The 26,258-nt window shown below is 51.7% G+C and carries 29 protein-coding genes; 17 read left to right on the top strand and 12 right to left on the bottom strand.

The window, feature by feature from the left end; translation table 11 throughout:
• Positions 1-95 precede the first annotated feature (95 nt).
• Together petG and der are read left to right on the top strand one after the other, a co-directional pair.
• Positions 96-209: a cytochrome b6-f complex subunit V gene (gene petG, locus QYC28_RS01615; protein ID WP_149817584.1), complete on the top strand. Its 114-nt coding sequence runs from the start codon at positions 96-98 to the stop codon at positions 207-209.
• 43 nt (positions 210-252) lie between these two features.
• Positions 253-1,602, top strand: a complete 1,350-nt coding sequence (gene der / locus QYC28_RS01610) for a ribosome biogenesis GTPase Der (protein ID WP_286626315.1) — start codon at positions 253-255, stop codon at positions 1,600-1,602.
• Here the strand turns inward: der and QYC28_RS01605 are convergent.
• The 3 genes from QYC28_RS01605 to QYC28_RS01595 are packed head-to-tail and all read right to left on the bottom strand — an operon-like array spanning position 1,599 to position 4,017.
• Positions 1,599-2,804: an ABC transporter substrate-binding protein gene (locus QYC28_RS01605; protein ID WP_286649800.1), complete on the bottom strand. Its 1,206-nt coding sequence runs from the start codon at positions 2,802-2,804 to the stop codon at positions 1,599-1,601. The genes der and QYC28_RS01605 overlap by 4 nt on opposite strands.
• A complete protein-coding gene (ilvN, locus tag QYC28_RS01600) occupies positions 2,805-3,323 on the bottom strand; it encodes an acetolactate synthase small subunit (RefSeq protein WP_149817577.1) in 519 nt (172 codons plus the stop codon).
• Between the two features lie 49 nt (positions 3,324-3,372).
• Positions 3,373-4,017 carry a J domain-containing protein gene (locus tag QYC28_RS01595; protein WP_302679737.1) on the bottom strand — a complete coding sequence of 215 codons (645 nt, stop codon included), beginning with the start codon at positions 4,015-4,017 and terminating at the stop codon, positions 3,373-3,375.
• Positions 4,018-4,086: 69 nt separating this feature from the next.
• On the opposite strand from QYC28_RS01595, the gene QYC28_RS01590 reads away from it, so the two are divergent.
• Genes QYC28_RS01590 through QYC28_RS01580 form a run of 3 tightly spaced genes read left to right on the top strand, consistent with a single transcriptional unit; the run spans position 4,087 to position 5,784 of the window.
• On the top strand, positions 4,087-4,641 hold the full coding sequence (locus QYC28_RS01590) for a shikimate kinase (protein ID WP_149817573.1): 555 nt from the start codon (positions 4,087-4,089) through the stop codon (positions 4,639-4,641).
• Positions 4,635-5,192, top strand: a complete 558-nt coding sequence (locus tag QYC28_RS01585) for a DUF4126 domain-containing protein (protein ID WP_302679736.1) — start codon at positions 4,635-4,637, stop codon at positions 5,190-5,192. The genes QYC28_RS01590 and QYC28_RS01585 overlap by 7 nt, the downstream gene beginning before the upstream one ends.
• A gap of 43 nt (positions 5,193-5,235) precedes the next feature.
• Positions 5,236-5,784, top strand: coding sequence for a pentapeptide repeat-containing protein (locus QYC28_RS01580; protein WP_302679735.1), 549 nt, complete (start codon positions 5,236-5,238; stop codon positions 5,782-5,784).
• On the opposite strand, the gene msrA is transcribed toward QYC28_RS01580, so the two are convergent.
• The 5 genes from msrA to QYC28_RS01555 form a co-directional block, all read right to left on the bottom strand.
• Positions 5,781-6,440 (bottom strand): peptide-methionine (S)-S-oxide reductase MsrA, encoded by a 660-nt coding sequence (gene msrA, locus QYC28_RS01575; RefSeq protein WP_149817567.1) that lies wholly within the window; start codon positions 6,438-6,440, stop codon positions 5,781-5,783. The two genes, QYC28_RS01580 and msrA, sit on opposite strands and share 4 nt — an antisense overlap.
• Positions 6,441-6,520: 80 nt before the next feature.
• A complete protein-coding gene (locus tag QYC28_RS01570; RefSeq protein ID WP_302679734.1) occupies positions 6,521-7,090 on the bottom strand; it encodes a DUF4340 domain-containing protein in 570 nt (189 codons plus the stop codon).
• A 37-nt stretch (positions 7,091-7,127) separates the two neighbouring features.
• Positions 7,128-9,098, bottom strand: coding sequence for an acetate--CoA ligase (gene acs / locus QYC28_RS01565; RefSeq protein WP_286649798.1), 1,971 nt, complete (start codon positions 9,096-9,098; stop codon positions 7,128-7,130).
• Positions 9,099-9,158: 60 nt separating this feature from the next.
• A complete protein-coding gene (locus QYC28_RS01560; protein WP_190278294.1) occupies positions 9,159-9,635 on the bottom strand; it encodes a DUF2214 family protein in 477 nt (158 codons plus the stop codon).
• A 106-nt stretch (positions 9,636-9,741) separates the two neighbouring features.
• Positions 9,742-10,095: a hypothetical protein gene (locus QYC28_RS01555; RefSeq protein ID WP_302679733.1), complete on the bottom strand. Its 354-nt coding sequence runs from the start codon at positions 10,093-10,095 to the stop codon at positions 9,742-9,744.
• A 187-nt stretch (positions 10,096-10,282) separates the two neighbouring features.
• Between QYC28_RS01555 and QYC28_RS01550 the strand changes: the two genes are divergently transcribed.
• Positions 10,283-11,635, top strand: a complete 1,353-nt coding sequence (locus tag QYC28_RS01550; RefSeq protein ID WP_149817559.1) for an AAA-associated domain-containing protein — start codon at positions 10,283-10,285, stop codon at positions 11,633-11,635.
• Positions 11,636-11,645: 10 nt separating this feature from the next.
• Here QYC28_RS01550 and QYC28_RS01545 read toward each other — a convergent pair whose 3' ends face one another.
• Positions 11,646-11,990: a carboxymuconolactone decarboxylase family protein gene (locus QYC28_RS01545; protein ID WP_149817557.1), complete on the bottom strand. Its 345-nt coding sequence runs from the start codon at positions 11,988-11,990 to the stop codon at positions 11,646-11,648.
• Between the two features lie 328 nt (positions 11,991-12,318).
• Here QYC28_RS01545 and QYC28_RS01540 point away from each other — a divergent pair, with 328 nt between their 5' ends.
• The gene (locus tag QYC28_RS01540) at positions 12,319-12,774 is read left to right on the top strand and encodes a hypothetical protein (protein ID WP_149817555.1); all 456 of its coding nucleotides are present in this window, start codon (positions 12,319-12,321) and stop codon (positions 12,772-12,774) included.
• Positions 12,775-12,803: 29 nt separating this feature from the next.
• Here QYC28_RS01540 and QYC28_RS01535 read toward each other — a convergent pair whose 3' ends face one another.
• A complete protein-coding gene (locus QYC28_RS01535; RefSeq protein WP_190278154.1) occupies positions 12,804-13,001 on the bottom strand; it encodes a DUF2949 domain-containing protein in 198 nt (65 codons plus the stop codon).
• Between the two features lie 319 nt (positions 13,002-13,320).
• Here QYC28_RS01535 and QYC28_RS01530 point away from each other — a divergent pair, with 319 nt between their 5' ends.
• Both QYC28_RS01530 and QYC28_RS01525 read left to right on the top strand, forming a co-directional pair.
• The gene (locus QYC28_RS01530; protein ID WP_190278153.1) at positions 13,321-14,154 is read left to right on the top strand and encodes a fatty acid desaturase; all 834 of its coding nucleotides are present in this window, start codon (positions 13,321-13,323) and stop codon (positions 14,152-14,154) included.
• Positions 14,155-14,160: 6 nt separating this feature from the next.
• Positions 14,161-15,027 carry an SDR family oxidoreductase gene (locus QYC28_RS01525; RefSeq protein WP_149817549.1) on the top strand — a complete coding sequence of 289 codons (867 nt, stop codon included), beginning with the start codon at positions 14,161-14,163 and terminating at the stop codon, positions 15,025-15,027.
• A 42-nt stretch (positions 15,028-15,069) separates the two neighbouring features.
• Here the strand turns inward: QYC28_RS01525 and ftsZ are convergent, their stop codons facing one another.
• Together ftsZ and QYC28_RS01515 are read right to left on the bottom strand one after the other, a co-directional pair.
• Positions 15,070-16,311 (bottom strand): cell division protein FtsZ, encoded by a 1,242-nt coding sequence (gene ftsZ / locus QYC28_RS01520; RefSeq protein WP_286668879.1) that lies wholly within the window; start codon positions 16,309-16,311, stop codon positions 15,070-15,072.
• A 94-nt stretch (positions 16,312-16,405) separates the two neighbouring features.
• The gene (locus QYC28_RS01515; protein WP_286626304.1) at positions 16,406-17,248 is read right to left on the bottom strand and encodes a metal ABC transporter permease; all 843 of its coding nucleotides are present in this window, start codon (positions 17,246-17,248) and stop codon (positions 16,406-16,408) included.
• Positions 17,249-17,317: 69 nt separating this feature from the next.
• Between QYC28_RS01515 and QYC28_RS01510 the strand changes: the two genes are divergently transcribed.
• The 8 genes from QYC28_RS01510 to pflB all read left to right on the top strand — a co-directional run bounded on the left by QYC28_RS01510 (position 17,318) and on the right by pflB (position 26,212).
• A complete protein-coding gene (locus QYC28_RS01510) occupies positions 17,318-18,061 on the top strand; it encodes a TIGR00297 family protein (protein WP_226971982.1) in 744 nt (247 codons plus the stop codon).
• Positions 18,062-18,136: 75 nt separating this feature from the next.
• Positions 18,137-18,793, top strand: coding sequence for an FkbM family methyltransferase (locus tag QYC28_RS01505; RefSeq protein ID WP_286626302.1), 657 nt, complete (start codon positions 18,137-18,139; stop codon positions 18,791-18,793).
• A complete protein-coding gene (locus QYC28_RS01500) occupies positions 18,763-19,842 on the top strand; it encodes a glycosyltransferase family 10 domain-containing protein (RefSeq protein WP_286626301.1) in 1,080 nt (359 codons plus the stop codon). The genes QYC28_RS01505 and QYC28_RS01500 overlap by 31 nt, the downstream gene beginning before the upstream one ends.
• On the top strand, positions 19,842-20,723 hold the full coding sequence (locus QYC28_RS01495) for an alpha-1,2-fucosyltransferase (RefSeq protein ID WP_302679732.1): 882 nt from the start codon (positions 19,842-19,844) through the stop codon (positions 20,721-20,723). Before QYC28_RS01500 ends, QYC28_RS01495 begins: the two co-directional genes overlap by 1 nt.
• A gap of 19 nt (positions 20,724-20,742) precedes the next feature.
• A complete protein-coding gene (locus QYC28_RS01490) occupies positions 20,743-21,633 on the top strand; it encodes a glycosyltransferase (RefSeq protein WP_302680050.1) in 891 nt (296 codons plus the stop codon).
• A 34-nt stretch (positions 21,634-21,667) separates the two neighbouring features.
• Positions 21,668-22,630 carry a glycosyltransferase family 2 protein gene (locus QYC28_RS01485; RefSeq protein WP_149817535.1) on the top strand — a complete coding sequence of 321 codons (963 nt, stop codon included), beginning with the start codon at positions 21,668-21,670 and terminating at the stop codon, positions 22,628-22,630.
• Between the two features lie 15 nt (positions 22,631-22,645).
• A complete protein-coding gene (gene dusB / locus QYC28_RS01480; protein ID WP_302679731.1) occupies positions 22,646-23,683 on the top strand; it encodes a tRNA dihydrouridine synthase DusB in 1,038 nt (345 codons plus the stop codon).
• 273 nt (positions 23,684-23,956) lie between these two features.
• Positions 23,957-26,212, top strand: a complete 2,256-nt coding sequence (gene pflB / locus QYC28_RS01475) for a formate C-acetyltransferase (RefSeq protein WP_302679730.1) — start codon at positions 23,957-23,959, stop codon at positions 26,210-26,212.
• Positions 26,213-26,258: the final 46 nt, after the last annotated feature.

The raw sequence follows: 26,258 nt of genomic DNA, 5'->3' as shown, positions 1-26,258 counted from the left end.
TGATTTTTCCTGATCAACAGGGAGATGCCGGTACAGCGCCCATTCATTAGTGTATCGTGGGGAATGGAGTTCATGGTTAAAAGGGGTGTAAGGCCATGATTGAACCTTTACTGTGTGGCATTGTGCTGGGGCTAATTCCAGTCACATTAGCGGGCTTGTTCTTTGCTGCCTACCAGCAGTACAAGCGCGGCAGTCAATTTGAGACCTAGGTTGAGGGGTAAACTAAAGCCTGATTCTGCAAACAACACGCCTATGGCTTTGCCCGTTGTTGCCGTTGTAGGACGCCCCAATGTGGGCAAGTCCACCTTTGTCAATCGCTTGGCCGGGGAACGGGATGCCATTGTCCACGATCAGCCCGGTGTAACCCGCGATCGCACCTACCGCCCAGCCTTTTGGCGCGATCGGGAGTTCTTGGTGGTGGATACCGGCGGACTCGTCTTTGACGATGACAGTGAGTTTCTCCCCCTGATTCGCCAACAGGCGGAACTGGCTCTGCAGGAGGCAACAGCTGCAATTTTAGTGGTAGATGGCCAAGCAGGACCCACTGCCCTGGACTATGAGATTGCGGCTTGGTTGCGACAGCATCCTGTTCCTGTTTTACTGGCGGTCAACAAATGCGAATCTCCTCAAATGGGTCAGGCGCAGGCGGCAGAATTTTGGGCGCTGGGTCTAGGGGAACCCTACCCCATTTCCAGTATTCATGGCAGCGGTACGGGGGAATTGCTGGATCAGTTGATGACCCACTTACCCGCAGCGGCAACGCTCCCCGAGGCGCCGGAAATTCAGGTGGCCATTGCTGGGCGTCCCAATGTGGGCAAATCCAGTTTGCTCAATGCCTTGATTGGGAGCGATCGCGCTATTGTCAGTCCGATTTCAGGTACCACCCGTGACGCCATTGATACCGTGATTGAACACAATGGCACCCAGTACCGCTTCATTGATACCGCCGGCATTCGTAAGCGGAGTCATGTGGCCTACGGGCCTGAGATGTTTAGCGTCCACCGAGCTTTTAAGGCCATTCATCGCTCTGATGTGGTGCTTCTGGTTTTAGATGCCTTGGAAGAAATTACCGAGCAGGATCAACGCCTTGCCGGTCACATTGCCGATCAGGGACGAGCCTGTGTGCTGATTATGAACAAGTGGGATGCTGTTCCCGAAAAGGATACCTATACAATTCACACCTATCGCGATCGCCTGTATCAGCGGCTGCATTTTCTGGAGTGGGCAGAGGCTCTCTTTGTGAGCGCAAAGACAGGTCAACGCCTCGAGAAAATTTTTGCCGCTGTGGATGCGGCAGTTGAACAACATCGGCGCCGGGTCAGTACAGCCGTGGTCAATGAAGTGATTCAAGAAGCCCTACGCTGGCATACGCCCCCCGCGACTCGCCAAGGCCGCCAGGGGAAAATCTACTACGCCACCCAAGTGGCCACCCAGCCGCCAACATTTGCGATTTTTGTCAACGATGCCAAGCTCTTTAAGGACAACTATCGCCGCTACATTGAAGGGCAAATTCGCCAACAACTGGGATTTCGAGGCACCCCCATTCGTCTCCTTTGGCGCAGTAAGAAACCTCGTGAAGCTGCTGAGTTAGTTGCCCGTTAGGGTTGGCGTTCAACTTTTTTCACCAAACTAAACTTCCCACTCTGGCCATCCTCACTCATCTCAATCTGGCCAACGTAAAAGAAGCGTTGCAGCACTTCGCCTTCAGGGGTAAAGCGAATTTCCCCAAGGGGGGTTTCATAGACTCCCTTGAGAATCTCTTGATTCAAGGCCTGACGCAAATCAGCAAGGGGCAATTCCGACAGGTTCTTTTCTTGAGACAGTCGTGCCAAGGAGTCCGCAAAGACTTGAACTGCCGTAAAGGCTTGAGCACTGAATTGAGAGGGGGCTTGACGATATTTGGCTGTAAAGGCGTCGCGAAACTTGACATTCATGGGATCGGGGTTTTCGGGATTATAGGCCTGCGCCACCAGAACGCCATTGCAGAGGCGACGACAAACGGGGAAGAGGTTGACTGTGTTGACGCCATTCCCGCCCAAAATTAGGCCTTGGTAGCCCAATTCCCGTAGTTGGCGAATGAGATTACCGCCGTCTGCTGCTAAGCCGGAGATAACAATTAAATCAGGTTTGAGATTGAGGGTGGCATTGATTTGGGCTTGGAAGTTGGTATCCGTGGTTTGGGTCTGCTGGACAGTCACCAATTCAAGCTTGGGGTTCTCGCGAATGGCCTTTTGAAAAATCTCAGTTTCTGAGCGACTAAAGGCATCGTCTTGGGCAAAAAAGACCGCCACTCGGCGAATGTTGGGATTAATCTCAAGGGCTGCTTGAATTGCCGTGGGCGCCACCACATCCACCCCTGCGGAGACGCGACTAATGAAGGCACCGATTTCGGGAATGCCACGGGCGGTGTTGGAAGGAGCCACCACGGGGACACCAGCCTGCTCGGCAATAGGATCGGCACTAAAAGCCTGCTGCGAGAGGGTGGGGCCAACAATGCCAATCACGCGATCGCGATTGATTAAGGTTTGAAAAACATTCACTGCCCCCGCTTCATCACTGCCGGTATCCTGAATCACCAGCCGTAGGGTCTGCCCCTTGATCTGGCCGGCTTGGTTGAAAAACTCCCCGGCGACTTGCACCCCCTGTAGAGCCTCTTGGCCGTAGAGAGCAGCATTACCGGTTTGAGCGAGGGCAACCCCAAGGGGTAATGAATTGTTGCTTACTGAGGGAGACTCCGTTGCGGTACAGCTACTGAGGGCGATCGCCCCTAGTGCAAGTAATAACCAGCGATACTTCCCCGCCAATTAGACCCGTGCCTCCAAGGACTTCAGGTATTCCGTATTCACCCCGGACTCGCGCACAAGGGCAATCTTCCCGGTGCGGGCAATTTCGCGAATCCCAAATTTATTGAGCATTTGGACAATGGCCACCATCTTGCCGGGGTCACCCGACACCTCAATAGTCAGGGAATCATCCGATACATCTACCACCTTGGCACGGAAAATTTGTACCAGCTCAAGAATTTCAGAGCGGGTGCTGGCGGTGGCATTCACCTTCAAGAGCATCAGTTCCCGTTCCACACAGGGAATCGTGGTAATATCCTGCACCTTGAGGACATTGATCAGCTTGTAGAGTTGCTTGGTCAATTGCTCAATGATGGCATCGTCGCCGGGCACGACCATCGTAATGCGGGAGATGCCAATTTGCTCCGCAGGGCCTACCGCTAAGCTCTCAATGTTAAAGCCACGCCGCGCAAATAAACCGGCAATGCGAGTGAGCACACCCGCCTCATCTTCCACTAAAACCGATAGGGTATGTTTCATAACTGGGATTGAATCTTGCTGCCATGCTGGGATGCTGATTCTCTCTAGTTTAGCGGACAAGCCGACACTCTGCGAAGAGGCGCTGGGCAATGCGAAAGAGTTCCTGCCCAGTGTGCAAATAGCGATCGTCGTAACTGTGGCTAAATTGCTCTAGCTCATCAAGACCATCCACCAGTTGATTCAAACAGTAATAGAGGTGGGCTGCCACCTTGGCCACAGCAGCGGGGTTGGGTTGGGCTTGGAACGTATAGCGGGCGCGGGTGAGGGCGCGACGACAGTCCTGCAAGTAGGTAAGGAAGTGATCCATGAGGTCATCATCAAAGGGATCAGCCGCAAGGGCATCAATCTGGCGGGGGAGCGATCGCAAGACCGCTTCAATAATCCGACTCACGGGGTTGTAGGTGAGGGTCAGCCATTGCTCTAGCTCGCGATCGGCCGCTTGGGAACGCTGCACATCAGGCTTAGCGGTTGTTTGCTGGACACGGTGCTGGGCATCATAGGCCTGCCGACACTGCTCATCCCCCAAGATTTCATAGGCGGCGTTAATGGCGGCCATCCGCTCATGGCTGGAGCGATCGCTAGGATGGTAGTCGGGGTGATACTGCTTGACTAAGCGGCGATAAGCGGCCTTAATCTCGGCTTGGGTCGCCGTTACTGCCACCTGTAGTGTCACGTAGGGATTGGGCTGGGACATCGAAATGGTGAGAAGACCTCCATATTTAGGTTAAAGTGCTGATTTGGCGGTGTCGAGAAATGGTTATCTATGGAACTGCAAGAACGCCTTGGAGGAGTCAATATCTATCTTGTGGGCATGATGGGTGCCGGTAAAACCACTACGGGTCGGATACTGGCCCAACGTTTGGGCTACGGGTTTGTGGATACAGATGCAGTGATTACGGAGTTTCGCCAACGACCGATTCGCGAGATCTTTGCCCAAGAGGGGGAGGCTGCTTTTCGGGAGTTGGAACAACAGGTCTTAGCACAAGTCTCTAGTTACCATCATTTGGTCGTGGCCACCGGTGGCGGCATTGTCCTCAACCCGATGAACTGGAGTTATTTGCGCCATGGCATTGTCGTCTGGCTTCATGTCCCCCTTGCGGTGCTCTGTCAGCGCCTGCGCCAAGATCAGGAACGTCCCCTGTTGCAGGATCAGCCCCTTGAGGAACGCTTGAGTGAACTGCTGCAAGCGCGTCAATACCTCTATGCGCAGGCGGATTTAGAACTGGCGATTACGGCTGAGGATACCCCGCAAACGGTGTGCGATCGCCTGTGGGAAACCCTCCCCAATATCTTGAAACCAATAGAGCCATCATGCTAGAAGTTCTAGCGATTCTTTCAGCAGCAGCGGCCGGCGGGCTACGACTGGCACTGCCCCTCCTGTTAATTGGTCTATTACAAGGAGAACAACTGTGGTCACAGGTGCCTTTACTGCGCCATTTCTCCCCCTATGGCGTGGTTGGTGTGTTAGCCGCTTGGTCGTTTCTGGAGATTTTCTTGACGGGCAATGTCTGGGGCTACCGCCTGATTATCCTTGTGCAACTGTGCTTTAGCCCCCTTGTGGGTGCCCTCCTTGGCATGACCGTGGCAACAGCAACAGAGACACCGCAGTGGCTCATTGGTACCCTGAGTGGTCTTTTTGCCTTTGTGTTGCAATTGGTGCAGGTAGGTTGGTTTTATCGGCTGGGGAAGTTACCCCGCTGGGTGATTGTCGGGCAGGATATCCTGTGTATGCTGTTAATTTTATTTGCCCTCAGGGCACCCAAGCAGGGCGGGTTAATTGCCTTACTCCTGTTGTGGTTGGCCGTTCGCAGTGCTAAGGATTGGCAACAACGACATCAGCGCTCCCGCCGCCAACGGCTAAATTCCTAGGACTTGTGCTAAAGTCTCTCTAGCGTGGCAGGAGGATGTGAATGTGAACCAGCAAGCATTCATCGCAACAGCAATGATTAGTGCGGCGCTTACCAGCGGTGCTGCTTTTGCCATGCCCTCCCCCATGCAGCAACTGGTGCAAACCAATGCTTGTCCCGGCTGTGATCTGCGGAATGTCGATTTACGGGGCTATAACTTAGCAGGGGCAAATTTGCGCGGCGCCAATCTTCAGGGCGCCAACCTCCAAGATACTAACCTCATGGTGGCCAATTTGGTCGGGGCAAATCTGAGTAATGCCAACCTCACCGCCGCTTATTTAGAACGAACTAACCTAGAACAGGCCAATCTCAGTGGTGCTAACCTGAGCCGTGCGATTTTGCGCCATAGTCGTGCCCGCCGTGCCAATTTCAACAACAGCAACTTAACGGGAGCCGATGTCCGCTATGGGGATTTTCGCCGCGCCAATCTCAACGGTGCCACTTTTGAGCAAGCCAATATGCAGTGGGCACGGTTAAACAATGCCACTGTCAGTCAGACCAACTTTAGCGATGCTTACCGTCCCCGTATGCCCTATCGCCTCAATCTCCACTAGGCGCTAGGGGTGGCGCTCATCAGTTCGTAGGGCACCTTTGTGCCTCCAAGGCCGCAGTAGCCATTGACATTGCGATGGAGATATTGCTGGTGGTAGGGTTCGGCAAAGTAAAATTCAGGCGCTGGTAGAATTTCAGTGGTGATCGTGCCATAACCGGCGGCTTTTAGGGCTGCTTGGTAGCGATCGCGACTGGCCTCGGCAAGGGCTTTTTGCTCAGGGGAATAGTAGTAAATACCGGAGCGATACTGCGTCCCCACATCATTGCCTTGGCGCATGCCTTGGGTGGGGTCATGGTTTTCCCAAAAGACCTTCAGCAATTCTTCATAGGTCACCTTCTGGGGGTCAAAGACCACGCGCACCACCTCGTTGTGACCTGTCATGCCCGTGCACACCTCCTCATAGGTGGGATTGGGGGTATAGCCGCCAGCATAGCCCACAGCGGTGACATAGACCCCCGGCACCTGCCAAAACTTGCGCTCAGCTCCCCAAAAACAGCCCATACCAAACATGGCTAACTCCATGCCTTCGGGATAGGGAGGGGTGAGGGGATGACCATTCACAAGATGAGCCTCTGGCACGGGCATGGGTTCTGCTCGGCCGGGTAGAGCGGCACTGGGGCTAGGCATTGTCAACTTTTTGAATCCGAAGAATCCCATGGCTGATGTCCACTCGATAGTTCACTACGCTTTTATATTCTGACGAGCTTTTGGGGAGTCGTGCCAGAAGTCACAGCGTTCTAGTTTGCTGCTTGCTGACGCTCCCATTCCTGTAGGGGGCGCTGGAGGGCATTTTTAAGATCAAGGGGCACGAGGGTCACCGTCATTTTTTCGCGCGGTTCCGCTGGCGGGTCAATTTCCGCGTAGAGCTTGAGGCCGTCAAAGGTGGTGTCCCCCAAGTGTAAACGGTGCTGCTGGCCATCTTTAAGGGTGATATCCACAGTGGCCATAGGGGGAGCAAGGCCATAATCCCCGGCACGTTCAGTAGGTACATCGAGAGAGCGATCGCGCTGACCAGTGGTTAACAGGTTTAATAGGAACACAACCGTCCCTTCCTCTGCGGGGGTTTGCTTTTCCCGATCAATCACCCAGTGACCTGCAGCCAACTTTTTCAGGTTGAGGCGGTAATCAGGGGTAATAATTTTCAGTGCCACCACATCCCCTTCTTGAAAGCCAAACAGAGGTTTTTTTGCCGCTGTATCAGTGCTATTGGGAGTAGGCAGTTGTTGTTCAAAAAGATAGAGGCCACCACCCAAAATGGCTGCCGTTGCTAAAAGAACTAGCGTTTGTGTGCGGATGCCAGTTGCCATAACCTATCAATTATAGACTCATTGATAGGGAAGACCCTCAAACCCCTTGGCGCAACTTATCCAGCACTGAGCGATCTTCCAATGTTGAAGTATCCCCAGCCACCTCTTGGCCAGCCGCAAGAGAACGCAGGAGCCGCCGCATGATTTTGCCCGATCGCGTTTTGGGCAGGGCATCCGTAAAGCGAATCTCCGCCGGCCGTGCCAAGGCACCAATTTCATTGACAACGTGCTGCTTTAATTCCTGTTGGAGAGCATCGCTGGGGGTAGCCGACCCTTCAAGAATCACAAAGGCAACGATTTCTTCCCCTTTGACCTCGTCGGGTTTACCGACAACGGCTGCTTCAGCAACAGCAGGATGGGACACCAATGCCGATTCAATTTCCATGGTGCCCAAGCGGTGACCGGAGACATTGATCACATCGTCAACCCGTCCCATCACCCAAAAGTAGCCATCTTCATCCTTGCGGGCACCATCACCGGTAAAGTAAACGTACTGGCCATCGCGAGGCGGAATGTGTTCCCAATAGGTGCGGCGGAAGCGATCGGGATCGCCATACACTGTGCGCATCATCCCCGGCCAAGGGTGACGAATCACCAGATAGCCGCCCTCGTTGACGCCGACAGGGTTACCCTCGAGATCCACGACATCAGCCAGGATCCCCGGAAAAGGCTTGGTGGCAGAGCCGGGTTTCATCGGAATCGCCCCCGGCAGTGAGGTGATCATGTGCCCCCCTGTTTCTGTTTGCCACCACGTATCCACAATGGGACAGCGCTCACCGCCAATGACCCGGTAGTACCACATCCATGCTTCGGGGTTAATAGGTTCACCCACGGTTCCCAAGAGGCGCAAAGAAGAGAGGTTCCGTGCGCGGGGCAAGTGTTCGCCCATTTTAATGAAGGCACGAATAGCCGTGGGAGCTGTGTAGAAAATAGTCACCCCATACTTCTCAATCACATCCCAGAAGCAACCGGGATTGGAGGCGCGGGGTGCCCCTTCATACATGAGGGTGGTTGCCCCATTGGACAGCGGCCCATAGACAATGTAGCTGTGACCCGTAATCCAGCCAACATCAGCGGTACACCAATAGACATCGCTCTCTTGGAGGTCAAAGACCCATTGAGTGGTGATGTGGGTGTAGAGGTTGTAACCCGCTGTGGTGTGGACAACGCCTTTGGGTTTGCCGGTGGAGCCAGAGGTGTAGAGAATAAAGAGTAAATCTTCGCTGTCCATGGGTTCGGCAGGACAGTCAGCGCTGACCCCCTTTTGCAGATCATGCCACCAGTGATCGCGACCGGGCACCATGGTCACTGGCTGCTGCGTGCGCTGCACCACCAAGACATGTTCAACGCTGGGAACCGCCTGATTGGCTAGGGCTTTGTCCACTTGATCCTTGAGGGGCACAATGGCATCTTTGCGCCAGCCACCATCCGCCGTAACCACCAGCTTGGCTTGGGCATCAATGAGGCGATCGCGCAAGGCTTCGGCACTAAACCCCCCAAAGACCACTGAGTGGGGGGCGCCAATCCGTGCACAGGCCAACATGGCAATGGCTGCCTCTGGAATCATCGGCATATAGATACCGACGCGATCGCCCTTTTTCACCCCCAGTTGCTTGAGGACATTGGCAAATTGGCAGACTTCGCGGTGCAGTTGGGCATAGGTGAGGGTGCGGCTATCGCCGGGTTCTCCTTCCCAGATCAAGGCTGCTTTATTCTTGCGCCAAGTCTTGAGGTGGCGATCCAAGCAGTTGTAGGTGATGTTGATTTTGCCATTGACAAACCACTTGGCATTGGGGGGCTGCCAATCCAGCACCTGATCCCAAGGTTGAAACCACTCTAATTCCTGTTGTGCCAATTCGCCCCAAAAGGCAGCGGGATCGGCTTTGGCCTTTTCGTAGAGGGTATTGTAGGCCTCAAGGGAATTGATCCGCGCCTTGGCCACAAAATCAGCGGGGGGATAAAAAAGGCGGTTTTCCTGAAGAATGGATTCAATTGTGGGATGACTCATCCGTTTTATCCGTGGCAGCAAGATCTATCATAGGGGCGATCGCTCCCCTGCTGAAGAGTATTACCGTTGAATCCAATCCAAGCCAATCCCCCGCGCCATCATCGCTGCCAAAAAGGGAATGGCACTGAGAAAGGCCAATTCAGCCCGAATCACCCAAGTCAAACGCTGCACAGTCGGTAACTCGAGGGTGGGAGCCTTCTCTTCCCGCAGCGGTTTAATCCACAGTAGAAAAGAGATTGTTGGATACAGCGACAATAGCCCCACCAAAATAAATAAGCCTACCTTGAGGTGAAAGATGGGGTTGGCCAAATAATATTCAGTGCCTTTGCCAAAATAGAGAACCCGCAAAATGCCCGTGACAAGAACAGTCACCGCAGCAATGCCATAGAGGGCATCCGTAATCACTAATCGCCAAGCCTGTTTAAGGTCTATATCCTTGCGCAGGGTGAGGTGCTCCACCACAAGGGCAGCAAAAGCCACCATAAAGCTGAGGTAGTGCAGATAGGCGATCGCGGCACTGCTCCAAAGGGTGTTCATCCGATAGCGTTCCTTGGCGAGAGGGAGACTTTGCAAAAAGGGCTGTATTGATCCTAGGGGTCAGCCTTGGGATGCGCAAGTGCCAACCCCCACAGGTTTTTAGGCTTTAGCCACGGCGTAGATCTTTGGCCATGGAGCGAAAGCGATCTAAGCTGGGATCACGGCGACGCCGTTCCTGTTCTTCTACTGGGGGCGCCACCACATCACTGACGCTGGGTTCGGGTTTACCTTTATTTTCTGCCTCTGGATTTACCTTTTCGATGGAGGAGACCAACTCCACCACTTCTACCTCTTCTTTGGCACCGCCAGTCGCAGGGAACGTTTTTTTCACGACCTTGGCGGTACGCATGTACTCAATGTTGCCGTAGGTCTTGGCTGCATCGGGATCGAGAAAAAAGTCTTTGCTGGGTTGGGCGTCAGCTTGCTTGCCCCGACGGAAAAGGCCATCAAAGAGTCCCATAGCGGAATTGTTACCTTTTGTGAAGAAACCGCTGATCAGTTTACAATAAAACCCTAAGGGGGGCTATCCAAAATTCCGCAAATGAGTGGCGATCGCTAACCCTAGTAGCAATTTTTGTCCCCTAGGTTTTCCAAGACCTGAATCCTCATGGTAGGTTAACGGTGGAAATGCCACAGGATGCAGGACCATGCACGCCAAAACCAAAGGGGAATCGCTCGTCCGCTTACTGGATGTGGGTAAGGCCTACCGTCAGCCCAACGGTCAGGTCATTAGCATTATGGAAAATATTAACCTTGAATTGCGCACGGGGGAAATTGTTGCGCTCCTAGGGCCATCGGGATCCGGTAAGTCAACCCTGATGCGCATTATTACGGGTTTGGTTGCGCCTACGTCTGGGCAGGTCTTGTACCGCGAGCAGCCAATGCAGGGCCTGAATCCGGGGGCGGCGATTGTCTTTCAAAGTTCGGCGCTCTATCCGTGGCTAACGGTTTTAGAAAATGTGGAATTGGGGCTAAAGGCTCTAGGAGAAGGCCCGCGATCGCGCCGCCGCAAGGCACTGCGGATGATTGACATTATTGGCTTGGATGGCTTTGAAAACGCCTACCCCAAGGAACTGTCGGGGGGGATGCGGCAGCGGGTGGGATTTGCCCGTGCCTTGGCGGTAGAACCCGAACTCCTGTGTATGGATGAGCCATTTTCCGCCTTGGACGTACTGACAGCAGAGAACCTGCGTTTTGAACTTCTCGATCTGTGGCTAGAGCATAAAATTCCTACCCAGAGTATTTTGATTGTCACCCACCACATTGAAGAAGCGGTCATTCTCGCCGATCGCATTATTGTTTTGGGGAGCAACCCCGGTCGCGTCCGCGCTGACTTTCCAGTGACATTGCCCCACTATCGCGATCGCAAGAACCCCGAGTTTCAAGCTACCGTGGATCGCATCTATAAAATTCTCACCAATCCCCATGTGGATGAATTGGAGCAACTGGAACCCAAGCCAGCTACCCTGCCCACGAGTCAAGAACCGCGTTATCCGCTGCTACCCCATGTGCGCATTGGCTCGATCGCCGGTCTATTGGAACTCTTAGAACACCGCAAAGAAGACCTCTACCGCATTGCTCAAGAGCTGCAACTGGAGCTAGATGATATTCTGCCCATTGTCGAAGCCGCCCAGATGATGGAACTGGTGGAACTCAAGGAGGGAGACATCAGCGTGACCCCGATTGGCAATGCCTTTATTCAGGGGGACATTGACCAGCGCAAGCTGATTATTCGCCAACAACTCCTCAAGCATATTCGCCTTGTGCAGCAAATCCACACTTTCCTAATGGCCAAGCAAAACCACCGCATTCCCGAAAGTTTGGTGCTGGATATTTTAGAGCGGCACTTTACGCCGCAGGAGGCCGATCGCCAGCTCAATACCGCCATTGACTGGGGACGCTACGCCGAACTCTTTAGCTACGACGAACCGGCCAAAGAAATTTTCCTTGAAGTCAGTGAACCCGAGGAGCCATTGCCCCTTGAAACGACAGCAGTCTGAGGGGAATTTCCTAATGGGTCTGCGCTTGGGTAAACTCCTCTAGCGCCTCCATCACATGGGTGGCATACATCAAGGCAGGGCCGCCATCCATGGCTACAGTCACCATGAGGGTTTCCATGATTTCTTCAGGGGTTGCGCCTGCATGCAAAGCAGCACGGGTGTGGAAGGCAATGCAGCCGTCACAGTGTTTGGCAACCCCAATGGCTAGGGCAATCAACTCTTTGGTTTTGGTATCAAGAGCACCGGGGGTTGACGAGGCCCGACTCAAGCTATAAAAGGCCTTCATGGCATCGGGCATCGCTGCCGTTAGCTTTGCCGTGTAGGATTTGATGTGGTTAATTTGCTCGGTGTACATCGCTGTTCTCAAACAATCGTGTTACGCCTATCATCGCCGCTGAAGGAGGCTACCCGCCCGAAACTTCAACGTTTTTTCTTCTTCATTAGTCTATTGGCAACTCCGCTTCGCTACATTACCGCGCCCTAACCCCCACCTGTGACGCGAGGATGGGGGAGTGCAGGCTAAACATGTTCGACGGTCACCGCCCTTGGTGATGAGCATCATCGGTTGCGGGTGAGAAACGCCACGGATGTTCTTAGTCAGCCCACCTAGGATAAGAGTAAGAGTATTCACCCCATAGGGGCTAGACAAAACTGTTCTCTCCATTCACACAAAGGACACCCAAATGCTGAATCAAAAAGGTTTACTCCTCGCCTGCCTCGCCGTTGCCCTCAGCCCCGCTGTGAGCCGTGCTGTACCTCTAGCTGCTACCCAGACCGTGCAATTGCAACCCCCAAGTAATGTACGGGTGCGCCCTACGATTATCGGCAAGATCAATAAATCTCCTTCTATCTCCTGCAATGAGATTGTGATTAATGCCACACTGCATCCTCCCGGCGGCTTTCCAGTGGGGGGTGCCACCGCTACTTTGTCCCCTGCTGGTAGTCATGGTTGCAGTTACAAAATTACCGTTCCGCCCGAGCTACTCGGTCAGAAGGTTCATCTCTGGGGAACGTTCAAGAGTCCCTCACCCCTGTTGTCAATTCAACCCGTGGGCTGGCAAAGTCCCATCTCTCTGCCTCAGCAATTAGGGATTTCCCAGAGCTATGACTTTGTTGCTAAGGAAACCGTGATTCATTAAGCCTAAATAAAGGAATTCTGAGAGCGCCACTAGGAGTGACTGGTTTCTAGCCAGTCAAAGATGCGGTCAAGCTGCTCAAGGCTCACCAAGCCATACTGCCAGAGAACAACGGGCAACAGATTCACCTGCTCATCGCAGTGCTTGAGGCCGAAGTCAATGGCAGCGGTGGGCAGTGCCATCTCCCGCTGTAGGAAGTCAATGAGTCGTGTCCAACGTGGCGTTTTCATGATTCCTATAACTACCACACCTTACCCTCTATCCTAGGGATTAATCTGAGAAAATGCAACATTTCGTTACAAAACCACAGAAAGTGAAATAATCAGCCTGCTATTTGGTATGATGCCTGCTATTTTCGGGGACACTCTCCCCAGAGACTTCCCCCACCAGAGGGAATTTATAGGGGGGATTGCCGAATCATTGGTCTTGGGAAAAACACCCTAAGTAAAGATACTCAACCGTAGCTCGTTATACTAAAGTCTGATGGGTGTTGTTCAAGCTCAGCCTAGAGAGAACAGCAGCCGAATCAGTTGTTTTACGGATGTGTTCATGACCCAAGCCACCGTTGCCAAACCCCCCATTGCCTGGCCTACGGCGACCTTTATTATTTTTGTGCACCTCGGTGCTCTTCTTGCGTTTTTACCCGGCATGTTTAGTTGGAAGGCAGTCCTGCTGGCGCTTGCACTTCACTGGTTGACTGCTGGCATTGGTATTACCCTTGGTTGGCACCGCCTCGTTACCCATCGCAGCTTCCAAGTGCCCAAGTGGTTAGAGTATTTCTTGGTCTTTTGCGGCACACTCTCAATGCAAGGGGGGCCGATTTGGTGGGTTGGGCTGCACCGCCATCACCATCTGTACTCCGATCAACCCAATGATCACCACGATTCCCGTAAGGGCTTTTGGTGGAGCCATATTGAATGGATGTTTCGTGAGGTGCCAGCGGAGGCAGAGATTCCCCGTTTCACCAAAGATATTGCGGATGATCCGGTGTATCAGTTTCTTGACAAGTCCTTTCTACCAATTCAGGTGGTCTTGGCCATTGTTCTTTACCTCTGGGGCGGTTGGCCGTTTGTGGTTTGGGGAATTTTTGTGCGCCTTGTAACGGTCTATCACACCACTTGGCTGGTGAATAGTGCCACCCATGCCTTTGGCTATCGCACGTTTGAAACCACAGATCACTCAACGAATTGCTGGTGGGTCGCCCTGTTAACCTTTGGCGAGGGTTGGCATAACAATCACCATGCTTATCAATACTCGGCACGCCATGGGTTGCAGTGGTGGGAACTGGATCTGACGTGGCTCACCATTCGCTTCTTGCAATTGCTGGGTTTGGCTACGAAGGTGCGTTTGGTAGAAGCACCAGCAGCCTCTTCCCAAGACTAGAGCGCAATGCGGGTTCTCATTCTCGGTTGCGGTTATACGGGAACGTGGTTGGCGCGATCGCTCCAAGCCCAAGGCATTGATGTGGTCATTACCAACCGTCGGGGAGAGCCGCCGCCAGAACTCAGCACTGTTCCCTGTTTTCCCTTTACATGGGAGCAGCAGGGGGAGCCAGTCCCCTTAGCACCAGCCGCCCTTGAGGGGGTAACCCACATCCTCAATAGTATTCCTCCTGATCGCCAAGGGGAGGATGCGGTTGCGCTGGCACTGTTGCCGCAGTTAGAGAAACTGAATCTGCACTGGTTTGGCTACCTTTCGACAACGGGGGTCTATGGCGATCGCCAAGGGGGCTGGGTAGATGAAACCACACCCGTCAATCCCCAAAATTTGCGTTCACAACACCGCGTCAGCATTGAGCAAACCTTTCTCAACTCCAATCTGCCCACCCATATCTTTCGACTCCCCGGCATCTATGGCCCCGGAGAAGGACGCAATCCCATTGCTCGTATTCTCAAGGGGGATGTGCAACTCATTGATAAACCGGGACACTACTTCTGCCGTATTCATGTGGTGGATATTGTCCAAACCCTTGAGCGATCGCTGGCACAACCCACGCCGCAGGAAATCTATAACCTCAGTGATGATCAACCCTCAGAGTCGCTCCCTGTTCTACTCGAGGCCTATCGTCTTTTGGGTCGCCCAGCCCCACCAGCCATCCCTTTAGAGGCAGCCAATCTGAGTCCAATGGCCCAGTCCTTTTGGCGCGAATCCCGCCGAGTCCGCAATGACAAAATCAAGCGGGTTTTAGGCGTTCAGCTCCGCTATCCTTCCTACCGCGAGGGGTTACTAGCGATCGCCCGCGAATTAGGTCTTTGAGACGGCCTGCCATCCCCTGTTAGAAATAGGCACCTTTAATACCTAAGGATTCGGTCGCCGTCGCTGGAGAAACTCAGGAATGTCTAACTTCGGCTTGGCTTCAACCTCTGGTTGTGGTGCGGGGGCTTCCGGGGGAGGCGATGCCATCGTTAGGGGGCGGTTCGTTAGGGGTGTCGTTTTGGTTGTGGCACGAGTGCGGCTAATGGGTTCACCACTAAAGCCAGTGGCAATAACGGTGACTTGAACTTCCCCTTGCATTTGGGGATCAATCACCGCACCGAAAATGATATTGGCGTTAGCATCGGCCACATTGTAGATCACCTCGGCAGCGGCATTGACCTCATGGAGGGTGAGATCTGTGCCCCCCGTAATATTGAAGACAACGCCCTTGGCACCCTCAATCGACCCCTCCAGTAGGGGCGAAGAAATTGCACTGACGGCAGCTTCCGTAGCTCGTGACTTGCCAGAGGCAATACCAATACCCATCATGGCAGAACCGGCATCAGCCATCACCGAACGAATATCGGCGAAATCAACGTTAATCAGCCCCGGCAGGTTAATAATGTCGGAAATCCCCTGAACCCCTTGGCGCAGGACATCATCGGCCACTCGAAACGCATCCTGAACCGATGTTTGCTCCGAAATCACTGAGAGAATCTTGTCATTGGGGATCACGATGAGAGTGTCAACACGACTTTGTAGGGCTTCGATTCCTTCATCCGCTTGGCTAGCGCGACGGCGACCCTCAAAGGTAAAGGGGCGGGTTACCACTGCAACAGTTAGGGCGCCCTGTTCCTTGGCCACTTCAGCCACAATTGGGGCAGCGCCAGTGCCGGTACCGCCACCCATGCCGCAGGTAATGAAAATCAAATCGGCATCCTTGAGTGCCGCAGCAAGGTCTTCGCGGGATTCTTCAGCCGCTTTTTGACCAATGGCGGGGTTGCCACCGGCGCCGAGACCACGGGTGAGTTTCTGGCCAATTTGCAGGCAGCGGTGAGCCTGGGATTGGGCGATCGCCTGCGCATCAGTATTGACGCACCAAAATTCAACACCCGCCACATTACTGGCAATCATGCGGTTGACTGCGTTGCCACCGCCCCCACCGACACCAATCACTTTGATGCGCGCTGCTGAAGTTTCCACCAAGCTGTCATAACTCCTTAACACATCGGTTGGTGCGCCATGGCCATTGTCGCCAGATGCAATGCCTACCTCTCCCGAAACAAAGGAGGCGGGGACTTCAGAGGGAACAGGTTCCGTAGGCCACTGTTGATCTGACTCCATAACGCAACTGTCTTCACCCATGATAAATATGGGGCAACTATATCATGAACTCTAGCAAAGGCATCGGCAACACCCCACAAAATAATCCTTAAACCTAACTCAGGGGAGAGCGGGCTTTGGCCAACAGACCGTGCTTGGGGGCAAAAATCATCGCCAGCAAAAAAATCACTGTTTGCAGGACAACAATACAGCCACCTGTTGACGCATCGAGATAGTAACTGATGTAGGTTCCCAATAAACTGCCAAGGCCACCCACCGCCAAGGCAATGAGTACCATGATGCCAAAGCGATCGCTCAGCAAATAGGCCGTTGCCCCCGGTGTAATTAGCATCGCCACGACGAGAATAATGCCCACGGTTTGCAGGGCAGCGACAGTGGTGAGGGATAGCAACGCCAGCAGGAGATAGTACAGCAGCGTTGTATTTAGGCCAATGGTGCGGGCATGGGTCGGGTCAAAGCAAAAGAGGATCAAATCCCGATGCAATAGGGCGATCGTGATCAGTGTCATGAGGCTCACAATCACTGTTTGCCAGAGGTCGCGATCGCTAATCCCCAAGACATTTCCAAAGAGGATATGCATCAGGTCAACACTGCTGGCAGTCTTCGAGAGCAGCACCAACCCCAAGGCAAAAAAGCCCGTAAACACCAAGCCAATGACCGTATCCTCCTTCACCCGTGTCTGCCGTTGAATAAAGCCAATGAGGGTCACGGCCATCAAACCAAAAACAAAGGCACCTAAGGCAAAGGGCAGCCCCAGCCAATAGGCCAAGATCACACCGGGTAGCACTGCATGGGACACCGCATCCCCCATCAAGGCCCAGCCCTTTAGGGTTAAAAAACAGGACAATACCGCACAAACGCAGCCCACAAGGGTGCTCACCCCTAGTGCCTTGACCATAAATGTGTGTTGCAGCGGCTCTAGTAGCCAAGTGCTCATCCTCTGTCCTCTATCTTGAAAAGTATGATTATGATAAGGTGCTGCCAGTACAGTCGGAGTGCAGTTCTTGTGGATGGCAGTCTTTTACTGAACCCTTGGTGGATAGGTATTTTGCTCAACACCTTCCTTGGAGCGATCGCCCTCCTTGCGCGGCAGAAGTTACTGACCGCGGCGGGACTTTTCCATGCGTGGCTCCTCGGCGTACTGATTTGGGGCACCTTAGGCTGGCAGGGCTATCTGATTGTCATGGTTTATTTCCTTGTCGGTTCAGCCGTCACCCGCATCGGCATGGCCGAAAAAGAGGCCGCAGGCATTGCTGAAAAACGCTCCGGGGCGCGCGGGCCAGAGAATGTCTGGGGATCAGCCTTTACAGGCACCCTCTGTGCACTCCTTGCTCTCCTGCTGCCCCAATGGCGGGAGTTATTTTTGGTGGGGTTTGTGGCCAGTTTTAGCACCAAGCTCTCAGATACCTGTGCCAGTGAAGTGGGCAAAGCCTATGGCCAGCGCACCTTTCTCATCACCACATTACAACCGGTGCCCCGCGGGACAGAGGGAGCGGTGAGTTTAGAGGGAACACTGGCCGGTCTAATTGGTGCCACCGTGATTGCTGTGCTAGGCTGGAGTGTGGACTTGATGGGGGCGATCGCCATCCCCATTTGTATTCTTGCTGCTTTCCTAGCCAACCTTGTGGAGAGTCTGGTGGGAGCTACCCTTCAGGAACGCTACACTTGGCTGAGTAATGAAATCGTTAACGGCATCAACACAACGGTGGGAGCTTTCGTGGCAATGGTAGCCGTTTTTATCGCTTCGTAAGCGTTGTAAGCGGGCTGTTAGTGACCTAGGGATTTACCTCATTTGATTTATTGACATTTATCAAATTTTTCAGGTATGAACAAAGTTTTAGACTGGCTTGACTCATTGCTAATTCAAAACTCATTTCAAAGAGAGGTTCGTCGCTGGTTTCGAGATAAAGGCGATAGTACCTTGCGGCTTGATTATCCACTTGATGCAGAGAGCATTGTCCTAGATGTGGGGGGATATAAAGGAGACTTTACTGCTCTCATTCATGAGAAATTCAATTGTCGAGTATTTGTTTTTGAACCGGTTTCAGTCTTCTATCATATTTGTAAGAAACGGTTTGCTGGTAATGCAAAGATTATTGTCCTGAATTATGGACTGTCCAACGTCGATGAAATTTCTCAAATTCACATAGCTGAGGACTCGTCAAGTTTTTATAAAAGAAATTCAAAAACATCAGAGGAAATAGCTCAACTACGAAACTGTGCTACTGTTTTCAAGGAGCTTGGTATCGAAAAAGTAGATTTGATGAAAATTAACATTGAAGGAGGAGAGTATAATTTAGTGAAAAAGCTCATCGATTCTGATTTAATAGAAAAGATAAAATATCTTCAGATTCAGTTTCATAATTTTGTTGAGAACTCAGAACAAAAGCGTCAGAATTTGCGCTTTAAGTTAACAAGAACTCATATTGAAATGTGGAATTATGAATTTGTTTGGGAAAGCTGGCGCCTAAAGAGCATTTGAGTTTTAACCTAGAAAATCATGCAATGACAAAGCAAGGATTAACTGGTCTTTTTGTCTATCCTGATATTCCCACAACCGTATTTTTTGATCCGAATGGATCTCCAGACGGGCTAACACAGCCTTGGGTCGCCCTGCGGGAGGGGTTTCGTGCTCAAGGCGTTGAACTTGTCGGCCTCGATCAATGCTGTAATGCCCCCGATTTTGAACTCCATCTTAATGTTCAAGCTCCCCGCTCTAAGTCTCCAAAATTTGTAATTCTCACTGAACATCCCTTGATCTATCCAGCCAATGGGCAGCGGTTCTTATTGCGTCGCTATCAAAGTGTGTTTACTTGGAACCCTGACCTAGCTATCAAGCAGGCCCAGCAAATTCAACTGCCTCACCCCTTCAAGGTAACAGGTGGTGTAGATGGCTATGGGCAACGTCCTCAGTTGGTTGTTTTAATCAACAGTAATAAGGCTTTGGCTTGGTGGGCTCCGTATCAAGATCTCTACCGCGAGCGGGTCAGAGCTATTCGCTGGTTTGAACGTCATGCACCACAGGACTTTGCCCTTTATGGTCACGGTTGGAATCATTCAGCCCGACAGCCCGTGGTGGGAGAGATCATTCACGCCTTAGAAAAAAGGTGGATTCACAGACCATTGCCCCCGTTTCCGTCTTGGCGGGGCATTGCGCCCACAAAGAGTGAAGTGTTACGACAGTCCCGCTTCTCAATTGTCTATGAGAACGCGATTTTTCGTGGTTACATCACAGAGAAAATTTTTGATGCCTTTTGCGCCGGGAACGTGCCGATCTACTGGGGGGCACCAGACATTACCGACTACATTCCTAAGGCTTGTTTTATTGACCGTAGAGAGTTTTCTTCCTACGACTCTTTGTACGATTTTCTCAAGACGATGCCAGAAGAGATCTATAAAGGCTACCAGCAAGCGATTTGGAATTTTCTGCACTCTCCTCAAGCACAGCGGTTTTCTATTGCTCACTTTGTGCAGACCATCGTTCACGGCATTTTGGATCAAGTCAACGCTAGTCATAAACACTCGGAATAATGATCTTTGTCAATCTTATCGGTGGCCTTGGCAATCAGATGTTCCAGTATGCTGTAGGAAGGGCTTTGTCTATGACTAGGGGAGTGCCCTTGCGTTTAGATATTTCCGATTTTGCAAGTTACCAGCTTCATCAAGGGTTTGAGCTACATCGTGTATTTTGCTGTGAGGCCCCAATTGCTTCTCTTGAAGATTTGAAGTCTGTTTTGGGTTGGTGGGGGGTACCAAAAATCAGGAGAGCGATCGCCAACCTGCAACTTTCAGCGCTATGTAAGGGGCGACTGATTCTTGAACCTCACTATCACTATTGGGAACAAATTCACTCTATCCCCAGCACTGCCTACCTTCAGGGTTACTGGCAATCAGAAAAATACTTTAGCGAAATTGCTGACCTTCTACGGGAAGATTTCAAGTTTAGGCAACCCTTGTCAGAAATAAATGCTCAATGGGCAGATAAAATTACCCAGTGTCATTCAATTAGTCTCCATATTCGTCGTGGAGACTATGTTTCAAATCCTATGACCCATAAAGTTCATGGCGTCTGTCAGCTTGACTATTACTATCGAGCCATTGAATATATCACGTCACTTATAGATGATCCTGTATTCTTTGTTTTTTCAGACGAAGCTGAATGGGCAAAATCAAACTTGAAAACTTCTTATCCAATTTTTTATGTAGAAAACAATACTGCTCAAGAGAGCTATAATGATATGCGCCTCATGAGTCTATGTCGTCATCATATTATTGCCAACAGTACGTTTAGTTGGTGGGGAGCTTGGCTAAATAATAGCCCTGAAAAAATTGTAATTGCTCCTCAAAAATGGTTCGCCACATCTGATAAAGATGATTCGGATTTAATTCCAAAGACTTGGATTAGAATTTGAGATGATTTAGTTATTGTTAATGATGAATATACACAACAGTCCGACTATTTCAGTTATTTTACCAGTTTTTAATTCTGACCAATATATTGAATTAGCTATAAATTCTATTCTTAATCAATCCTTTAATGATTTTGAACTCATTGTTATTGATGATGGTTCTTCAGATAATTCCTTTGAAATTTTATCAAATTATGCAAAACTTGATGCTCGTATTCATTTAATTCGTCGGGATAATCAAGGTTTGATTTATACACTGAATCAAGCAATTGAACTTGCTAAGGGTCAATATATCGCTAGAATGGATGCAGATGATTTGACTTTACCTAACAGGTTAGAAAGTCAACTTGAATTTCTAGAAAAAAATAAATTACATCTTTGTGGCTCATCTGTTCAGCTCATTGGGGCAGCGATTGGTTCTTGGCACTATCCTCCTTCCCATGAAGGTTGCGAAATTGAATTGTTATTTGGTGTACCTTTTGCCCATCCATCTGTAATGGGTCACTCCAGTGTTTTCAAAGAACTGAGGTACTCCTCTGAGTGGTCACTGGTGGAAGATTATGATCTCTGGCAGCGGGCATGGGCGGCAGGGTTCAAGATGGGAAATGTCCCAGAGGTACTTCTCCAATATCGAGTACATCGCAAACAAACCTCCAGCCTTTATCGTCGGCAGCAAGCTCAAAATAGTCAATGGATTCGTTCGCGCCACTGGCAGCAACTCCTAAGTGCCAAGCTAGGAATTTCACCAACTGAGGCTCAAGAAGCAGAGAAAGACTTGTGGAAAACATTTCAACTCCTGCGGCAGTTAAAGCAATGTTATAAAGGAACAGAAGCAGAAAAAATTCTCCACCATGCATTCCCGCGCCTTTGTTCCCACCGTTTTCATAGTTGGGTTTTAGATAGAACAAGCTAGTTGAGTAGCTCAAGACCACATTTCTGGAGTGATCATGTTTTTTAGTGTCGTAATTCCTACCTATAATCGCTTGCCCATTCTAGAAAAGTGTATTCGCGCGATCGCCCATCAAACGTGGAATCCAGACTTAGGCATTGAGGGCTATGAGGTCATTATTGTTGACGATGGCTCAACAGACAACACCATTGAGTGGCTTGAGGCACATCGTGAAGCGTTTCCCTGTGTCCGCTGGCTTCAACAGGAACATCTTGGCCCTGCGGCTGCCCGTAACTTGGGGCTTCAGGTGGCTCAGGGGGACTGGATTATTTTTATCGATAGTGATTTGGTAGTGACGGAAACGTTTTTAGAAGCCCATGGGAAGTGCTTAACCCAAGAAAAAGAACGTCTTGGCATTGAGGATATTACTCAGGTTCCTGCTTTTTCCTATGGCCGTGTGATTAATACCTGTAACTTTGAAGACCCCACCTCAGAACCCTACAAAATCATTGATTTTTCAGCCGCCTATTTTGCAACGGGGAATGTGGCGATCGCCCGCCATTGGTTGGAAAAAGCAGGCCTCTTTGATACCCAGTTTCAGCTCTACGGCTGGGAAGATTTAGAACTAGGGGTGCGCCTCAAGAAATTGGGTTTGCGATTACTGAAGTGCCCCGAAGCCGTTGGCTACCACTGGCATCCCCCCTTTTCCCTCAGTCAAGTGCCCACCCTGATTCAGAAAGAGATTGAAAGGGGACGAATGGGGGTCTTGTTCTATAAAAAGCATCCCATTTGGGAAGTGAAGCTCATGATTCAAATGACGCCCTTTCACTATTTCCTTTGGGCCATCCTATCCCTCGGCGGCATTCTCAATGAAAAAACACTGGCGCCCCTGTTGCAATGGCTGATTAACATCGGTCGCCCTCAAGATGCCTTGGAAGTGGCTCGCATCTTTTTGAACTGGTATAATGTGCGGGCAGTCTATTCAGCCTATCAAGAGCAAACACTGCAGCAGCAGCATTGAGCTTTCGTGGGAGTTATGTCAACCCTGTCTCCAGAGCTAAAAGCCCGTTTGGCAACGCCATTGCAGATTGGCTCTGTTACGGTCAATAGTCGGGTCTTGCAGTCCCCGTTGGCCGGGGTAACTGATTTGGTGTTTCGGCGATTGGTGCGCCGTTATGCCCCCGACTCAATGATGTACACGGAGATGGTCAGTGCTTCGGGGTTGCACTATCTGAAAACATTGCCCCGGATCATGGAAGTGGATGCCAATGAGCACCCCATTAGTATTCAGCTTTTTGACTGTCGCCCTGATTTTCTAGCAGAAGCAGCGATAAAGGCAGTGGCTGAAGGGGCGGATACGGTAGATATCAATATGGGCTGCCCCGTGAATAAAATTACGAAGAATGGCGGTGGTTCTTCGCTGCTGCGGGATGTGCAAACGGCAACAACAATTGTGCGGACGGTCTCCAAGGCGGTGCCTGTGCCGGTTACGGTCAAAACCCGCATTGGTTGGAGCGATCAGGAGATTAATATCCTTGACTTTGCCAAGGCGATGGAAGATGCTGGCGCGGCAATGATTACGGTTCATGGGCGGACCCGTGCCCAAGGCTTTAATGGCCCAGCCCGCTGGGAGTGGATTGCGCGGGTGAAGGAGCGCGTCAGTATTCCCGTGATTGCCAATGGCGATATTTTCTCGGTAGAAGCGGCAGTGCGCTGCTTGGAGCAAACCGGCGCAGATGGTGTGATGTGCTCGCGGGGAACGATGGGTTATCCCTTCTTGGTGGGGGAAATTGATCACTTTTTGAAAACCGGGGAATTGCGGCCTGCGCCAACGGTGGTTGAACGTCTGCACTGTGCGCGGGATCATCTCATTGCCCTCTGGGAATACAAGGGGGAACGGGGGATTCGCCAAGCGCGTAAACATTTGACGTGGTACGCCAAGGGCTTTGCTGATGCCGCAGAACTGCGCAGTGAATTGTGTCGCATTGAAACCCTAGAGGCTGGTTTAGCCCTGCTGGATGCAGCAATTGAGCGGTTGCAAAATGCCCAAGAAATGAGGGCGATCGCGGCCTAAAGCAATGAACAGAATGCTTTACTTTTTGCAAAAATCAGCCCCTAGATTATAGGGAGTATAATGAAAGTGTAGGCGTGAGCAGGCCGAAAAAGAGTGATGAGGCTTGGCCTACAAAAAGTTCATTTGCATTTCTCGTTTGATCGCAATCGCTTAATCTCTTGCGTATTTTCTAGCATTTGCAGTTAGCAGGTTCTTGCTGGTTTGAAGGGGCGATCGCTATTGGTGAAGGGCGATCGCGAGAAATTGCTGCACACTTGATGAGGAACATTGATTATGAACTGTACACGCTACACAGAATTGCCCGAAGCGGCATGGCGAGAATTTACGGGTGGTGATTGGGTCGATCGCATTGATGTGCGCGACTTTATTCAACGCAACTATACCCCCTACGCTGGGGATGCCTCCTTCCTCACAGGCGCTAGCGATCGCACCCAACAACTATGGGCAAAAGTGCGCGACCTGATGGCACTAGAGCGCGAAAAAGGCGTCCTTGATGCCGATACCAGTGTCCCCTCTTCGATTACAGCCCACGCACCGGGCTACATTGATCGCGAGTTGGAGCAAATCGTTGGCCTGCAAACCGATCAGCCCCTGAAACGGGCGATTATGCCCTTTGGTGGCATTCGCGTTGTTGAAACCTCCCTCAAGGCCTACGGCTACGAATTGGATCCGCGCACGAAGGAAATCTTCACCAAATATCGCAAAACCCATAACGATGGCGTCTTTGATGCCTACACCCCCGAAATGCGCCGCTGTCGTAAATCGGGGATCATTACGGGACTGCCGGATGCCTATGGCCGCGGTCGGATTATTGGTGACTATCGCCGCGTGGCTCTCTATGGGGTAGATCGCTTGATTGCCGACAAACAGGCACAGCAGGCTTCCCTAGAACTGGATGTCATGGACGAAGAAACCATCCGCCTACGGGAAGAACTCTCAGAGCAAATCAAAGCCCTCAATGAACTCAAGGAAATGGCCGCCAGCTATGGCTTTGATATTTCGCGGCCAGCGGCCAATGGCAAAGAGGCGATTCAGTGGCTCTATTTTGGCTACCTTGCGGCTGTCAAAGAACAAAACGGCGCCGCCATGTCCCTTGGGCGGGTCTCCACCTTCCTCGACATTTACTTTGAACGGGATTTGCGCCACGGCACAGCCACAGAAGCTGAGATCCAAGAATGGATTGACCACTTTGTGATGAAACTGCGGATGGTGCGCTTCCTGCGGACGCCGGAATACAATGAACTCTTCTCTGGCGATCCCACATGGGTCACGGAATCCATTGGTGGCATGGGTCTTGATGGTCGCCCATTGGTGACGAAAACCAGCTTCCGTATTCTGAATACGCTCTATACCCTTGGGCCTGCCCCCGAACCCAACTTGACGGTGCTGTGGTCGGAAAACTTGCCAGAGGCCTTCAAACGCTTCTGCGCTCAAGTTTCCATTGACACCAGTTCGATCCAATACGAAAACGATGACTTGATGCGTCCCTACTGGGGCGATGACTACGCGATCGCCTGCTGTGTCTCGGCGATGCGGGTCGGCAAACAAATGCAATTCTTTGGGGCACGGGTGAATTTAGCCAAAGCCCTGCTCTACGCAATCAATGGCGGTCGGGATGAAGTCTCTGGCCAGCAAGTGGCACCGATGTTTGCGCCGATTACGGGCGACACCCTGAAGTGGGAAGAAGTCCTACCCCGTTTTGAGCAGATGATGGCTTGGTTGGCGAAGGTGTATGTCAATACCCTCAACGTCATCCACTACATGCACGATAAGTACTGCTACGAGCGGCTGGAGATGGCGCTCCACGATCGCGATGTCTTTCGCACCATGGCCTGTGGTGTGGCGGGTCTATCGGTGGTGGCGGATGCCCTCTCGGCCATTAAGTACGCCGAGGTGAAAGTGATCCGCAATGCCGAGGGCTTAGCGGTGGACTACGAGATTAAGGGTGATTTTCCGAAGTACGGCAACAACGACGATCGCGTGGATAGTCTCGCGGTGTGGGTCGTGGAAACCTTCATGAATGAAATCCGCAAACACAAAACCTACCGCAATGCCGTGCCTACGCAGTCAATCCTGACGATTACCTCCAACGTCGTCTATGGCAAGAAAACCGGCAATACTCCCGATGGCCGCAAAGCCGGTGAACCCTTTGCACCGGGCGCTAACCCCATGCACGGTCGCGATACGAAAGGGGCGATTGCCTCACTGGCATCCGTGGCCAAGTTGCCCTATGTCCATGCCCAAGATGGCATCTCCAACACGTTCTCCATCGTGCCCAGTGCCCTTGGCAAGACACGGGAGGATCAAATCAGCAACTTGGTGAATCTGCTGGATGGCTACATCCACGACCAAGGCTTCCACATCAACGTCAACGTGCTTAACCGCGAAATGTTGTTGGATGCCATGGATCACCCTGAACTGTACCCCCAACTCACCATCCGGGTGTCGGGCTATGCGGTGAACTTTATCAAACTCACCCGCGAACAACAGTTGGATGTGATTAACCGCACCTTCCATGAACGCTTTTAGGCTCATCTTTAGGCTCTTTAGGCGAACTGCCGCCTAGATGAACGTC

It is taken from the genome of Thermosynechococcus sp. HY596, assembly GCF_030518715.1.
GTDB lineage: Bacteria > Cyanobacteriota > Cyanobacteriia > Thermosynechococcales > Thermosynechococcaceae > Thermosynechococcus.
Note: the sequence above shows the minus strand (reverse complement) of the source record. Positions and strands in the feature narration are given on the sequence as shown.

Bases quoted from the DNA above. Each gene is read 5' to 3' on its own strand.
- QYC28_RS01540 (WP_149817555.1), top strand. From the start codon at position 12,319: ATGCTGAATCAAAAAGGTTTACTCCTCGCCTGCCTCGCCGTTGCCCTC.
- QYC28_RS01485 (WP_149817535.1), top strand. From the start codon at position 21,668: ATGTTTTTTAGTGTCGTAATTCCTACCTATAATCGCTTGCCCATTCTA.
- QYC28_RS01545 (WP_149817557.1), bottom strand. From the start codon at position 11,990: ATGTACACCGAGCAAATTAACCACATCAAATCCTACACGGCAAAGCTA.
- QYC28_RS01505 (WP_286626302.1), top strand. From the start codon at position 18,137: ATGAACAAAGTTTTAGACTGGCTTGACTCATTGCTAATTCAAAACTCA.
- QYC28_RS01490 (WP_302680050.1), top strand. From the start codon at position 20,743: ATGATGAATATACACAACAGTCCGACTATTTCAGTTATTTTACCAGTT.
- msrA (WP_149817567.1), bottom strand. From the start codon at position 6,440: ATGGGATTCTTCGGATTCAAAAAGTTGACAATGCCTAGCCCCAGTGCC.
- QYC28_RS01550 (WP_149817559.1), top strand. From the start codon at position 10,283: ATGCACGCCAAAACCAAAGGGGAATCGCTCGTCCGCTTACTGGATGTG.
- QYC28_RS01495 (WP_302679732.1), top strand. From the start codon at position 19,842: ATGATCTTTGTCAATCTTATCGGTGGCCTTGGCAATCAGATGTTCCAG.
- dusB (WP_302679731.1), top strand. From the start codon at position 22,646: ATGTCAACCCTGTCTCCAGAGCTAAAAGCCCGTTTGGCAACGCCATTG.
- pflB (WP_302679730.1), top strand. From the start codon at position 23,957: ATGAACTGTACACGCTACACAGAATTGCCCGAAGCGGCATGGCGAGAA.
- ilvN (WP_149817577.1), bottom strand. From the start codon at position 3,323: ATGAAACATACCCTATCGGTTTTAGTGGAAGATGAGGCGGGTGTGCTC.
- der (WP_286626315.1), top strand. From the start codon at position 253: ATGGCTTTGCCCGTTGTTGCCGTTGTAGGACGCCCCAATGTGGGCAAG.
- acs (WP_286649798.1), bottom strand. From the start codon at position 9,098: ATGAGTCATCCCACAATTGAATCCATTCTTCAGGAAAACCGCCTTTTT.
- QYC28_RS01560 (WP_190278294.1), bottom strand. From the start codon at position 9,635: ATGAACACCCTTTGGAGCAGTGCCGCGATCGCCTATCTGCACTACCTC.
- petG (WP_149817584.1), top strand. From the start codon at position 96: ATGATTGAACCTTTACTGTGTGGCATTGTGCTGGGGCTAATTCCAGTC.
- QYC28_RS01570 (WP_302679734.1), bottom strand. From the start codon at position 7,090: ATGGCAACTGGCATCCGCACACAAACGCTAGTTCTTTTAGCAACGGCA.
- QYC28_RS01595 (WP_302679737.1), bottom strand. From the start codon at position 4,017: ATGTCCCAGCCCAATCCCTACGTGACACTACAGGTGGCAGTAACGGCG.
- QYC28_RS01515 (WP_286626304.1), bottom strand. From the start codon at position 17,248: ATGAGCACTTGGCTACTAGAGCCGCTGCAACACACATTTATGGTCAAG.
- QYC28_RS01585 (WP_302679736.1), top strand. From the start codon at position 4,635: ATGCTAGAAGTTCTAGCGATTCTTTCAGCAGCAGCGGCCGGCGGGCTA.
- QYC28_RS01530 (WP_190278153.1), top strand. From the start codon at position 13,321: ATGACCCAAGCCACCGTTGCCAAACCCCCCATTGCCTGGCCTACGGCG.
- QYC28_RS01535 (WP_190278154.1), bottom strand. From the start codon at position 13,001: ATGAAAACGCCACGTTGGACACGACTCATTGACTTCCTACAGCGGGAG.
- QYC28_RS01590 (WP_149817573.1), top strand. From the start codon at position 4,087: ATGGAACTGCAAGAACGCCTTGGAGGAGTCAATATCTATCTTGTGGGC.
- QYC28_RS01555 (WP_302679733.1), bottom strand. From the start codon at position 10,095: ATGGGACTCTTTGATGGCCTTTTCCGTCGGGGCAAGCAAGCTGACGCC.
- ftsZ (WP_286668879.1), bottom strand. From the start codon at position 16,311: ATGGAGTCAGATCAACAGTGGCCTACGGAACCTGTTCCCTCTGAAGTC.
- QYC28_RS01525 (WP_149817549.1), top strand. From the start codon at position 14,161: ATGCGGGTTCTCATTCTCGGTTGCGGTTATACGGGAACGTGGTTGGCG.